This window comes from Nostoc sphaeroides, from assembly GCF_003443655.1.
GTDB classification, from domain to species: Bacteria; Cyanobacteriota; Cyanobacteriia; order Cyanobacteriales; family Nostocaceae; genus Nostoc; species Nostoc sphaeroides.
Map to the genome: position 1 here is coordinate 4,710,618 of NZ_CP031941.1, position 13,422 is coordinate 4,724,039.

Genomic DNA, 13,422 nt, shown 5'->3' on the forward strand with positions numbered 1-13,422 from the left:
ACTTAGATGAGGTTTAACATCAAATTCTCAAAGGATGTATTGTTTAAAATTCTTAGAACAGCTTTTTAATTAAGTCTTTTAATCTAAAATCTAAAATCCAAAATCCAAAATCGAATTATGCGAGTTTCTGCTACTGCAATTTTTACTTTAGCTACTTTAGCTGCTGCCAATGTCACTCAGCAAGCAACGGCTGCACCTACTAAAACCGTTACTCCAACTGCAAAAGCTGGTAACTTGGTGGTGCCAATCATTGAAGACACTCCCGCACGGATAGAGACAATTGCTTCCCCAGAAACTATAGTTGCACAACAATTTTCCCAAAATCCCATCGCCGTGCAAACAGGTGCAAACAAAAATTCCACAGTAATCTTAAATTCAGCACAAAAGTTAAATTCCCAAGTCATCCTCCCTATTTCCCCCTCATCTCCCTCATCTCCCAAAACCCCAAATACTGGAAACAATTTAGTAGTCACAGCTACAGATGTCCAGGTAGTGGGAGCCAATCAAGAATTGCAGCAAATCATTCGTAAAGTAATTAAAACCCAGGTGGGTGGAGAAACCAGTCAAAGCCAGCTACAAAAAGATGTCGCTGCAATTTTAGATACAGGTTTATTTAGCAATGTCAGTGTAAATAGCTTTAGCACACAGGCTGGATTAAATGTAGTTTATCAAGTGCAATCGGTGATTGTGCGATCGCTGCAATTATCTGGCGCTAAAGTCCTCACCTATCAAGTAGCCCAACAACAGTTACAATCTCAAATTGGAACCATCATCAGTCCTTCTGGACTCCAGCAAGCAGTAGCACAAATTAACAAATGGTACGCCGACAATGGTTATAAGTTAGCACGAGTGTTATCAATTAAACCCAGTTCTCAAGGCATTCTTACTGTGAATGTCGCTGAAGGCTTGGTGAGTGATATCAAGTTTCGCTTTGTCAACGACGAGGGTAAAACCGTTGATAGCAAAGGCAATCCTGTGGGAGGACGCACTAAACCAGATTTTCTACAACAGCAACTCAAGCTAAAACCTGGTCAAATTTTCCAAGAAAATGTCGTCAAGCAAGACATACAACAGCTATATCGTACTGGTTTGTTTGAGAGTGTGAATGTTGCCTTAGAAGGAGATGCGACAAAACTAGATTTAGTCTACCAACTTAAAGAAACTGGGGCGCGTGGTGTTAACTTGGGTGGTAGTTATAATGCTGATCAAGGATTAATAGGCACAATCAGCTATCAAGATCAGAATGTCGGTGGTGTTAATGATACTTTAGGTGTGAATGTTGGTGTAAGTAGCCGAGACTTGCAGTTTAATAGCAAATTTATCAGTCCCTATCGGATAACTAACCCCGATCGCTTAGGGTACACTGTGAATGGTTTTCGTAGTCAGGAACTTTCGGAAACCTTTGACGACAAGATTAAGCTAGCTAACGGCGACAAAGTTCGAGAAGGTCAAATTGGCGGTGGTGTCAGCTTACAGCGACCAATCGACGACTGGAATACCTCATTAGGATTAAACTATACTCGAACTAGTATCCGCGATCGCCAAGGTAATATTACCCCAACCGACGCTCAAGGCAATCCCCTATCTGCGAGTGGAACTGGCGTTGACGACCTAACTACCGTATCCTTCACCGCCACCAAAGACCAACGAGATAATTCTCTCAATCCTACTAAAGGTTCCGTTCTGAGTTTGAGTACAGAACAATCTGTCCCCATCGGTCAAGGAAATATTTCCCTAAATCGCCTCAAAGCCAATTACAGCCAATATTTACCAGTGCAATTATTTAACACCAAACAGCCACAAGTATTTGCTGTGAATCTGCAAGCTGGTACCGTCCTTGGTAATTTACCACCCTACGAAAGCTTTAACTTGGGTGGTTCCAACTCAGTACGCGGTTACGATTCTGGAGATGTAGGGAGTGGTCGCAGTTATGTGTTAGCTTCCGCAGAATATCGTTTTCCCGTCTTACCAATAGTAGGGGGTGTATTATTTGCCGACTTCGGCTCAGACTTAGGCTCCGGTGATACTGTATTAGGAGATCCAGCAGGTGTGCGAGGCAAACCAGGTTATGGTTTTGGCTATGGGGCTGGAGTCCGCTTAAATTCACCACTAGGCTTAATTCGGGCTGACTATGGCATTAATGACCAAGGAGAAAGCAAAGTGCATTTAGGGATAGGTCAGCGATTTTAAGAAAATGAGCATTCAGAATATTAACCTGGATTTCTCCCGAAAACTGAAAAAAGAGGATAGGATTAGCCCTTTCAAGGTAGGTGGAAATAATTCTTATTTAAAACCTCGTTTCCAGCCTCTGGCTGGAAATGTTGATCGTTGGGCTGCTGCCGCGAGTTCGGGAGGCGGGAGCCTCAAGGACGGGCATTCCCAGTCGGAGACTGGGAACGAGACGATCTAAAAGTTGTTTCTAGGCGGGCACGGAGAAATGAGAGTTTGAGAGATATTTTGCGTAAGTCGTAAAATAAATTCGTTGCACTTGGTTACTGTTCAAAAATAATCAATTATTTGGTAATAAATGGTGTCGCGTTTCACTAAGATATCGGAAATATACTGGTTATTAACTGATTAAAAATTACAGAATAGCTCTTTGGCATTGTAGCAACTAGCGTGTTAGGGACTTCCAAGTTAAAAAATATTCCATTGCTATTGTTCACTGTTGGCCGTTGACGGTTCACGAGTTTTCAGTCAACAGTCAACAGTCAACAGTCAACAGTCAACGACTTTAAGTGGAATAATTTATTTTTTGGAGTTCCCTTAGTTATCACATCACAAGCCTGGAAGACAAATTGAGCCTGTTTTCTACTTCAGGATTTCTTGACTCTCGCGTTATCCTATAAAGATAAAACTGTTGCGCTCATGGGGAGGTCTTTCTTACTTGGATTCCAACAACTAAATCATCCCGTCAGATAGACAGGCAAAAACCCTGCCCCATATCAAAAAATATGGGAAAATTTTTTAGAATCCCTCAAGACTCAGGACTCGCTAGTTATCTGCTCACTCAGGACTCAGGATTTATGTTAGCAGGCACAATTTTGCAGGATGGAAAATATACCCTAATTGAAGAAATAGGGCGGGGTGGCTTTGGCATTACATTTAAAGCTACGCATCACTACTTGGGTCATGAAGTGGTGATGAAAACCATCAATGAACGGCTGAGACAACATCCTGATTTTGCCAAATTTGAGCGCCAATTCCAAGATGAAGCCAGACGATTAGCTACGTGTATTCACCCAAATATAGTCCGAGTTAGTGATTTTTTTGTCGAGGCTGGACTACCTTACATGGTGATGGAATACATTCGTGGCGAAACCTTGGGAGACGCATTTGTATTACCAGGGATACCTTTACCTGAAGCTACAGCAATTCATTACATCCGGCAAATTGGGGCAGCCTTGCAGGTAGTGCATAACAACGGTTTGTTACATCGAGATGTCAAACCAGATAATATTATCCTTCGTGAAGGAACCCAGGAAGTAGTACTGATTGATTTTGGCATTGCCAGAGAATTTAATGGCAGTGTCAGGCAGACTCACACAGGTATGGTTTCTGAAGGTTATTCTCCCATTGAGCAGTATTTGACGCAAGCCCCGCGTACACCTGCCACCGATGTTTATGGTTTAGCGGCAACCTTGTATGCACTGTTGACAGCACAGGTTCCTATACCAGCATTATTGCGCGATCGCGAACAAATGCCTTCCCCCCGCGAACTGCAACCACACTTAAGTGCTGCTGTCAACCAGGCCGTAATGCGCGGTATGGCGGTGGAGTCTCGTTTTCGCCCAGCGACAGTTGCTGAGTGGTTACAACTGCTACCTGGAAATGGGGTGAATATGACACCGCAAGCCTTATCCACTTATGCAGTGCCAACTGTCAATTTATCTGCCCAACAAGCTGCAACTTTGCTTGGGAAAACTGCCCAAAATCGCCTTCATAAACCATCTGCCTTGGGACAGCCCAACCCAGCGATCGCCAAAGAAAATGTACTAGCAAAAAAACTGGGATCATCTCAAATATTTATAGGTATAGGTGTAGCCCTGGTTGCTGCTACAGCAGGTTTTGGCATCACTAGCATCTTACCCAAATCTCAGCCCCAGCCAACTGCAAAACCGCTTTTTGAACAGCCAACTCAAGAACCACCTGCAAAAGTTCCTAACTTAGAGAGTCGTGAAGAAACTAACACCACCTCAAGAACGGAATCAGCACCTGTTTATAATTCCAAGCAGCGCCGGCGTAATCGTCGTTCTTCCCCACAAGAAACTCCCAGCAGCCCTACACAAGAATCACAACGCGGCAATCTTGAGCAATCCGCACCTTCACCTAGCGTTTCCCCTACACCCTCGCTAGTCGAAAAACTACGGGCGATTCGTTCATCTCGTAGTGCTTCTCCTGCACCATTGCCACAAAATAACTCACCTGCTTCTAATCAAAATTCTGCTTCCCCTCAAACGGTGATTCCATCAAATTCTGTGGTTATACCAACACCGCCACCGACAGAATCCAAACAGTCAGAATCCAAACAGTCAGATCCTTCTGCTGTAGTAGTACCAACACTGGACAAGCAAAATTCACCGATTGATAGTCAACCCCAGAACGATCAGAAATCTCCATAAAATAAAAGCTACAAGATGACAATAATTAGTCAATTTTGAATTTTTTCTTCAATTTAAAATCCAAAATTCACAATCTAAAATTGAACGCCTTTTGCTTTAGAGGTCGGAAAGGGGGTTAGGTTAATAGTTAGCTTTTGCACATAGTCTGAATTGTCAGATTTACTTTTCTGTACAACAACTTCCCCCTTTTTATTAATCTTCACTGGATTTTTGGGAAAAGCTTGATTATTCAAAGAACGCATAAGTTTCACAGTCCGAAAATACCGATCAATTTGAGGGATTCCTTGCCCATTCATCCGCACGGGAATAATTTTACTTGATACCAAATTTCCCGCCGAGTTAAGTTTAACTTCTAAAATCATTGAGTCACCCGTCTGGGCATTTGTAGATAAAGTCCGATATCCCAGAAAGTTTCCTAAAGAATAGGCGATGATTTTTCCCTTATAAATTTCCATCGCTCTCGGAACATGAGGCCCATGTCCTAGTACTAAATCTGCTCCCGCATCAATCATGTTTCGAGCAAACTTGATCGAATTTCCTCGATTTTCTCCATAAAAAAACTCTGTCTGATTCTTAACATGTAGTGCCCCCGTTCCTTCGGCTCCAGCGTGCATCGATACTATTACAATGTTGGCTTTATTTTTAGCTTCTGTTACAAGTGCTTTGGCTGCTCCTAAATTATTGATAGAATTATACATTTCATAAGGAGAAAACCCTACCATTGCCACAGGGATATTGTTAGCTTTCAAATAAAGAATTTGATTCTTATGACCTAATGTTGCAATACCCACAGCCTCAAGATTTTTCTTTGTATCTTTGAACCCTACCGGGCCGAAGTCCATTGCATGGTTATTCGCCATGTTAAACACATTAAAACCAGCCTCAGCAAATAGTCGAGCATATCCAGGTGGGGAGCGAAAGGCAAAGACTTGTCCTCGACTTATATCTTTGGCAGTGTAGGGATAATTAGTTAAGCTACTTTCAAAGTTACCAAACAAGATATCAGATCCTTGCAAGTGAGTTCTCACTGATTTTGGTAATAATTGATCTCGAAACCGGGGTAATCTATAGTTAGGGAAATTAGTGCCGGGAATAATATCTCCAACGGCTTTAATAGTAATAGTCTCTCGAAAGGTTTGTCCTTTTGTTGATGGCGTAACAGGAATAGCTAATGGTAATGATACAGGTTGAGTAGGTGTAGTAGCAGCGTTTAATCGCTGTGATTGCCCAAGCCGGATAATGACTCCTATACTAATGCCTAGATATAAACAGACACTGATAACAATAAATGAGGGCACTTTCCTCATGCTGCGATTTGCCATTGTTCACTCCTCACACAATGGCATTAGTGTATACCAAAAATATGTGCTGCCAGTGTATATTTTAGTGTAGTTTGGGCAATATTTGACTAAGTGAACACGGAAATATAATCCCGTTTCACACAACATCCGTTACATATATAAACTTGTAGGGGCACATCTGTGTGCATTGGTGTCAACTTAACGTAAAAGCCATATCCCGCATTGAACTAAAGTTCAATGCGGGTGAGGAAGCTAACAGTTAAGCTATTTTTAGCTTAAGTTGACACCAATGATCTGTGTGCCTTTACTTGCAAATGCTCATATATACCATACATGAAGCCAAACATCATCTGTTTGTCTAGTTCTTCGGCAATTATTTGAAACGGAGAGGGGGGGATTCGAACCCCCGTTGGGTTTCCCCAAAACGCATTTCGAGTGCGTCACCATGAACCGCTCGGACACCTCTCCAGCTATATCATTCTACACATTTGAGTATTCAAATGGAGTGAAGTAAGGGAAATTTTACCATATTTCCTATACTACTATAACATTATCGCTTTATCTGCGTAACGGGATGCTTTGGGAACGCCAATGGCTAATTAAGGTGTGTAGACATCGAAAAAGACATCACAAAATTTATCTTATGACATTAGCATGACTTAAAAATAACATTCATGCGATCGCACCTCTGGACGAGGACACTAACATTCTGCGATCGCTGGAGGACTAATCACACTCTCAGGTGTGAAAATGCTGATATAACATAGCTTTCAGCCTGAATCGACAAAAGCGATAAATCAGACAAGAATCGAAATTTGTATTCTTCAGTTTTCAGTTTTTAATTAGTTCGACTGCGGGTGTTTTTTTATCCCGATTGCTATGTATAAATCATTGCTAACAAAATTAAAACCTCAATCAGAATATCTTAGTATTTGTATAATTACATAATTAATTGATGTAAGATAAACATATTTTATATATTCTCCCCTGTAGGCTTTTATTAAAATTCTTATTTACAATATTCTAGAAAATCTCTTATTAATATCTATTGACATCGCATATCTTAGTGATTACTATGTCAATCAATCCGGATTTGATTAACTTCTTCGGAAAATCTCTGTAAATAAATCCAACAGTATCCTCACAGCACTACATGAAACTACGCTCGCTCTTACTGAGCCTTACAAGTATTCTTTTACTATCGTCCCCAGTAAAAGCGAACCCCAATCCGAATCAAGTTAGCAACGTAAATGACTGGAGTGCAAATCAATCTAATTTACAACTACCAAAACTTAAATTTATTCCTCCGGTTCCTCTAACCGATCCTGTCAACCCAATAAATACTTCTAAATTCACTGGTACAGTTCCTCTAGGACGCGAGATATCAGAACTAAAACTTCCTATTAAAGCATTAATGGCTCGCTATAGATTCCTGACTCCCGGAATCTTTTTTATGGACTTAGAAACAGGGGATTATTTTAGTTTTAATGGTGATAAAGCTTTTTCCGCAGCTAGCACAATTAAGTATCCAATTTTGATTGCTTTGTTTCAAGAAGTAGATGCAGGAAGAATCAAACTAGGGGAAACTTTGGTGATGCGCCGGAAGCATGTCACAGGCGGTTCTGGAGATATGCAGTATCAACGAGTGGGAACTAAGCTTAGTCTCTTGCAAACTGCAACCAAGATGATGACTATTAGCGATAACACTGCTACAAATATGATTATTGACCGTTTAGGCGGTGTATCTAAATTAAATCAAAAGTTTCGCCGTTGGGGATTGCAAAGCACTGTGATTCACAATATGTTAGGAGACTTTAAAGGAACTAATAAAACTAGTGCAAAAGACTTAGTACGACTGTCAGCTTTGATTACAAATAATCAGTTAATTTCTGATACAAGTCAATCTCAAGTTTTAGGTATTATGATTCGTTGTCATAATAGAGCATTGCTCCCATCTGGCTTAGGTTCTGGTGCAAATATTGCTCATAAAACAGGTACTCTAAGGTTTGTGCTAGGCGATGCGGGTATTATTGAAACGCCATCAGGTAAGCGTTATTTAGCAGGAATTTTCGTGCGAAGACCGAATAATGACATTAGAGCTAGGGATTTTATTCGTCAAGTTTCTCGCGTGATGTATGGCTACTTTGAGCAGCCAAAAGTCACTCATCTACCTTGAAGCAATTCTGAATTCTTTTTTGTTCAAAGCTGTGATGCCCAATAGCCCATTGTAGACATTGCTTTTCTGACTGCCAAGGTTATCATGTAGTCGAACATTGTGCAGCATACAGCTTGAGGTTTTGCATGAAAGTAGCAGTTTTCAGTACAAAAGTCTATGATCGTAAGTTTTTATCAGCAGCAAATTCTCCTACCCAACACGAATTAGTGTTTTTTGAACCTCGTTTAAATCGGGATACAGCTATCCTCGCCGCCGGATTTGGGGCGGTTTGTGTATTTGTCCATGACCAGGTTGACGCGCCAACTTTAGAACTTCTCGCCTCACGGGGAACTCGGCTGGTTGTCCTGCGCTGTGCAGGGTTTAACAATGTAGACTTACAAGCCGCAGCAGATTTAGGAATTACCATTGTGCGGGTTCCTGCCTATTCACCCTATGGGGTAGCAGAACATGCTGTGGGATTGATTTTAAGCTTGAATCGCAAAATTCATCGGGCTTATAACCGTGTCCGAGAAAGCAATTTTTCTTTAGATGGACTATTAGGATTTAATTTGTATGGGCGCACAGTAGGGATTGTCGGCACGGGCAAAATCGGTCTGATTTTAGGACAGATTATGAAGGGGTTTGGCTGTCAGATACTCGCTTATGACGTTTATCGCAATCCAGAATTGGAGGCGCTAGGTGGAAAATATGTAGAACTACCTGAGCTATTTGCCAACTCGGATATTATCTCCCTACATTGCCCTCTGACTACCGAGACGCATCACTTGATTAACGCTGAGGCTATAGAACATATTAAGCCAGGTGTGATGCTAATTAATACTAGCCGAGGAGCGCTGATTGATACTCAAGCAGTAATTGAGGGGTTGAAGTCTGGCAAGATTGGCTATCTCGGTGTGGATGTCTACGAACAAGAATCGGAATTGTTCTTTGAGGATTTGTCTGGTGCAATTATTCAAGATGATATTTTCCAACGTCTGACGACATTCCCCAATGTACTTATTACCGGACATCAAGCCTTTTTTACAGCAGAAGCTCTCCACAATATTGCAGAAACAACTTTTGCTAATATTGCTGATGTTGAACAAGGTCGTTCTTGTCCAAATGAAATTCGCGCTCAAGTGCCAGCTTAGGTAATGGTTGGCGATCGCAATTTTGAACTAAAATCACTAGTCAATCCTGATCATCAGGCAAATTCTCCATTTCCTCAATAATTAGCGTCTGAAAATCTTCGTCACAATGATTATGCAGATGAACCGCAGCAGTTAAAAGTTCTGCGAGAATTTCAGCTTGTTGGTTAGCAGTTAAACTAGTTAACTGGAACTGGTTAACTAAAGCTTGTACTTTCAGGCACTCTGTACTTAATTCAGTAATCAAAATACTGAGGGTTGAATTCGTGACTGCAAGAGGGCGATCGCTCATCTGTATTTTCATTCTGAACGATAGGCAACGCGGAGACTTTGGACTAAAATCACCAGAGATGCGATCGCCATTAACCCACCCCAAAACCAGTAAGGTAAAAGCAAATATCGCTGCATTTGCGCTGTATCAGAAAGTCCAAGGGGGCCAGCAGAACTACTAAATAGATAATCAAGTTGATGGTACGTACTCACACAAGCTTGTACACCCAGAAATTGAATGACAAACCCTTGTGCCCAACGAGGTGCTTTCAGGGCAATACCCAAGATTATGAAACCTAGTAAGGGAATTGCCACCAATCCAAACGAGGAACGTACCCAAATTAATGCGGAAAATAGCAAAAAACTCCCTAATATTTTCAAACTCAGAGTTGCTGCTGTAAAACTGCGGGAAGCCAGAATCAAACCTGCACCGGCAAGAGGCGGGCCCATTGGGCCTGCGGCTGCGACTATTGCCGGGCCAATTGGCCCCAATGACGACTGAATGCCATAGGTTGCGACACCGGAACCATTGCTAAAAATCTGCAATTTCTGAAACTGTCCCCCTAAAAGGAGTGCCATTAAGCCGTGACCCATTTCATGAAACCAAGTTGCCAGGATCGTAAATGGGTATAAAATATAATCCCCTGCTGGTATTTGCCACAGTAAAGCAGTTGCGATCGCTGCTGCAATTAGCCAAGTTAGCCCCATGCGTTCAACAACTGCTGGGGCTTCTTTGGTAAGCAAGGGTTCAAAATTTTTACTTGATTCCCTCATAGGTCACTCAATTTTAGATTTTAGATTATTTCTTCAATTTTAGATTTTAGATTTTAGATTTTAGATTATTTCTTCAATCTAAAATCCAAAATTGTTCGACTGAGCGACTTGTGCCGAGCAAAGCCGAGGTAAGCCGAAGTCCAAAATCTCAAATTCGCAAGACTGATGTCACAATTGATAGAGAATCAGTTAAGCAAGTTGAAAGAGGAATGTCATTAAGTCTCCTTTACCCAAGCTGATGCGATCGCCTGGTCTTAAGCGATGACGATTCCCCGGTAAAAGTGGCAAATTATTAATGTAAGTGCCATTAGAACTTCCTACATCCTCTACATAATGAGCATCTCCCTCAACGCGAATATCTGCATGAATCCGCGAGACAACTTCTGAATTGGGAAATCCTGAAACATCTATATCTGGGGGAATCCGGTCATTGGGCTTGCCGATATGAATCACAGAGAGATTTTGTGGCAATTCAATTAACCGATCAGTTTGAACGTGGATTAACCGCGCTGTAACCTGCTGCAATTGCGTTTTGGCAACAGTTGCAGTTGGTGCTGGTGCGGCTGGCTCCTGTACTTCGGCTTCAGGGGCTGGCGCTGGTTCCAACGGTGGTGGAGTAGGAATAGTTTGTATAGAGACTACGGGTTGAGCTTCTAAGGCTGGCGCTGGTTCTGGAGGGCTGCTTTCTGCCACAGATACCTCTGGCAAAGCGACTGGGGGAGCTGCCACCTCTGTTGCTGGTAAAGATGATTCAGGGGGATGGGAGTTAGTAGATCCGCCCATTTCCAAAGCATCTGGTTGTAAAGGTTCTAACAGTGGATCGGGTGGAACTAATGGCGGTACTTCTACAGGAACATCGGGAGTAACTGTTGTAGCTACTGTTGCCGCGTGAACGTGTGGAACTCCTGCGGAGTGAAGATTATAGCCACACTGACCGCAGAATGCAGCATCTGCCTGCACAGTTGCCCCACAACTGGGACAGTTAGTAGTCGCGGGTAAGGGTGTATAGCAAGCTTCACACTGGACAGCGCCATCAGGGTTTGGATGATTGCAATTCGGGCAGACGATCATCGATATTTAGCCTTTGTTCAAGATCATCATAAATATAGGTAGGACTGGCAAGCAGAGGGCGGCCCTAGCTTTAGATTCTAGCAATTACTGGTGATGGAACCAATTGGACACGGGGAAAGGGAGGAGGAGCAGGGGAGGCAGGGGAGGCAGGGGAGGCAGGGGACATGAGGAGAACTTGCAAGAAGTCTTTCCCCTTGTCCTCTTCCCAATGCCCCATGCCCCATGCCCAATGCCCCATGCCCCATGCCCAATTTCCAAGTTTAATGTTGGAGTTCCAAACCTGCTGCCGCATCTAGCAGCCACCAAAGTTCTCCTTGGGGCTGAATTAAGCGGGATGGGTAAGTAAAGTCATCTGCTACAGGTGCAAAGACTTGCGCTAAAGCTGGTCGTTTATTAGCACCAGCAACTAGAAAAATCACACTGTTCGCAGCGTTGATGAAGGGGTATGTGAAACTTATCCTGGGGTTTCCGTCTTTGTTACCCACCGTAACTAGGCGATCGCGTACTTTGAGAGCCTCTGTGTGGGGAAACAAAGATGCGGTATGTGCATCATCACCCATTCCTAACAATACTACATCCAACGAGGGAAACTCCACCCCAGAAGAATTGAAAAATTCTTTAAGCTGTTGTTCATACTTAGCAGCAGCCAGTTCTGGCTTGGCTTCTAAGGTTGGTACGGGGTGAATGTTAGCTGCTGGGATATCAACACGATCTAGCCACGCCCGACGCGTCATCAGTTCATTGCTATCGGGGTGATCTGGTGGTACGTAACGCTCATCCCCCCAGAATATATGAATTTTATCCCAAGGCAGTTTTTGATTAGCGATCGCTTCGTATAACGGTTTAGGTGTACTACCCCCAGATAAGGCGATGCTAAACCGCCCCTGTTGCTCAATGGCAGTTTCTAACTTCGACAGAATTAATTCTAGCGCTCGTGCAACCAGCGCCGGCTGATCCGGTAGAACTTCAACGGTTTTGTTCATGGCTCCATCATCATATTGCTGGCTTCTGGCAATACAATACCGAACTTATTACAATCCTCCTTTTTAACTTTTGAAACATTTAACATCATGGATTAGGTAGGCTGGAAAAACGTAGACGCTTATACCTTCAACGGCAAGTTGTCAGTAGTCAGTTGTACTAACTACTAACGGCTCTCATGATTATTTGTATTTACACCCAATTACTTGATACTTTGTTGATTAACGCCACAGAGGATACATTTATTAATTCTTATTAAAAATTAATAAAACTAATTAATCACTTTATTTTGGACTGGGTAATGACATATTATTAATCTCCCACAAATAACCCTTTCCAGTCAGCGATCGCTTCGCGTTGGGCGATTAACAATTCCTGAATTCCTTTTTGGGCGACATCTAGCAGTTGATCCAACTGAGTCCGGCTAAAGCTGCCTTCTTCGGCTGTTCCCTGGACTTCAATGATTCCCAGGTGTTGATTCATCACCACGTTAAAATCTACTGTTGCAGCCACATCTTCGATATAATTCAAATCCAAAAATGGCTCTCCCTCCAGTAATCCTACGGAAACTGCTGCTACTTGTCCACACAGAGGCGATCGCTCCAACATCCCCTCTTGCAATAATTTAGAAATTGCATGAGCCAACGCCACAAACGAGCCTGTAATGGCTGTTGTTCGAGTTCCAGCGTCTGCTTGCAACACATCAGCGTCCACAATCAACGTGTGTTCTCCCAATGCCTCAAAATCCACTGCTGCGCGTAAACTGCGGCCAATTAGACGTTGAATTTCTTGCGTCCGTCCAGATAATTTCAATAATTCCCTTTCTTGGCGTTTTTGGGTTGCAGATGGTAGCATCCGGTACTCAGCAGTCAACCAGCCTTTACCAGTTCCTTCGAGAAACTTCGGAACTCCCTTATTAACGCTAACAGTACAAAGTACTTGCGTATCACCGCATCTTGCGAGAACAGAACCGGGGGCAAAGCGGGTGAAATTGGGGTGAAAGCTGATCGGACGTAGTTCGTAAGGAAGACGACCGTCAGGACGCTGCCAAGCCATTGGAGTTGCCTCAAGTTTTAGAATACTGCCTTAAGATTACCTTA

10 protein-coding genes, 1 tRNA gene and 1 pseudogene are annotated in these 13,422 nt (G+C 42.8%); 5 read left to right on the forward strand and 7 right to left on the reverse strand.

Annotated features, from left to right (window positions below; genetic code table 11):
- Window positions 1–117: 117 nt before the first annotated feature.
- The 3 genes from D1367_RS20935 (at window position 118) to D1367_RS20945 (ending at window position 4,622) form a co-directional block, all read left to right on the forward strand.
- Window positions 118–2,190, forward strand: coding sequence for a BamA/OMP85 family outer membrane protein (locus tag D1367_RS20935; protein ID WP_118168076.1), 2,073 nt, complete (start codon window positions 118–120; stop codon window positions 2,188–2,190).
- 4 nt (window positions 2,191–2,194) lie between these two features.
- Window positions 2,195–2,410, forward strand: coding sequence for a hypothetical protein (locus tag D1367_RS20940; protein ID WP_118168077.1), 216 nt, complete (start codon window positions 2,195–2,197; stop codon window positions 2,408–2,410).
- A 616-nt stretch (window positions 2,411–3,026) separates the two neighbouring features.
- The gene (locus D1367_RS20945; protein ID WP_118171602.1) at window positions 3,027–4,622 is read left to right on the forward strand and encodes a serine/threonine protein kinase; all 1,596 of its coding nucleotides are present in this window, start codon (window positions 3,027–3,029) and stop codon (window positions 4,620–4,622) included.
- A gap of 161 nt (window positions 4,623–4,783) precedes the next feature.
- Here D1367_RS20945 and D1367_RS20950 read toward each other — a convergent pair.
- Together D1367_RS20950 and D1367_RS20955 are read right to left on the reverse strand one after the other, a co-directional pair.
- Window positions 4,784–5,944 (reverse strand): annotated as a pseudogene (locus tag D1367_RS20950) (CapA family protein); the annotation flags it as partial.
- Between the two features lie 362 nt (window positions 5,945–6,306).
- A tRNA-Ser gene (locus tag D1367_RS20955) sits at window positions 6,307–6,391 on the reverse strand.
- 685 nt (window positions 6,392–7,076) lie between these two features.
- Between D1367_RS20955 and D1367_RS20960 the strand changes: the two genes are divergently transcribed.
- Window positions 7,077–8,099: a serine hydrolase gene (locus D1367_RS20960; protein ID WP_118168079.1), complete on the forward strand. Its 1,023-nt coding sequence runs from the start codon at window positions 7,077–7,079 to the stop codon at window positions 8,097–8,099.
- Window positions 8,100–8,224: 125 nt separating this feature from the next.
- Window positions 8,225–9,229: a 2-hydroxyacid dehydrogenase gene (locus D1367_RS20965; RefSeq protein WP_118168080.1), complete on the forward strand. Its 1,005-nt coding sequence runs from the start codon at window positions 8,225–8,227 to the stop codon at window positions 9,227–9,229.
- Window positions 9,230–9,269: 40 nt separating this feature from the next.
- Here D1367_RS20965 and D1367_RS20970 read toward each other — a convergent pair whose 3' ends face one another.
- From D1367_RS20970 to rph, 5 genes are all read right to left on the reverse strand, one after another.
- Window positions 9,270–9,530, reverse strand: a complete 261-nt coding sequence (locus D1367_RS20970; RefSeq protein WP_338042131.1) for a hypothetical protein — start codon at window positions 9,528–9,530, stop codon at window positions 9,270–9,272.
- A complete protein-coding gene (locus D1367_RS20975) occupies window positions 9,527–10,270 on the reverse strand; it encodes a M50 family metallopeptidase (protein ID WP_118168081.1) in 744 nt (247 codons plus the stop codon). The genes D1367_RS20970 and D1367_RS20975 overlap by 4 nt, the downstream gene beginning before the upstream one ends.
- Before the next feature lie 189 nt (window positions 10,271–10,459).
- Window positions 10,460–11,341, reverse strand: coding sequence for an FHA domain-containing protein (locus tag D1367_RS20980; protein ID WP_118168082.1), 882 nt, complete (start codon window positions 11,339–11,341; stop codon window positions 10,460–10,462).
- Between the two features lie 260 nt (window positions 11,342–11,601).
- A complete protein-coding gene (pgl, locus tag D1367_RS20990; RefSeq protein WP_118168084.1) occupies window positions 11,602–12,324 on the reverse strand; it encodes a 6-phosphogluconolactonase in 723 nt (240 codons plus the stop codon).
- 310 nt (window positions 12,325–12,634) lie between these two features.
- Window positions 12,635–13,378 carry a ribonuclease PH gene (gene rph / locus D1367_RS21000; RefSeq protein ID WP_118168086.1) on the reverse strand — a complete coding sequence of 248 codons (744 nt, stop codon included), beginning with the start codon at window positions 13,376–13,378 and terminating at the stop codon, window positions 12,635–12,637.
- Window positions 13,379–13,422: the final 44 nt, after the last annotated feature.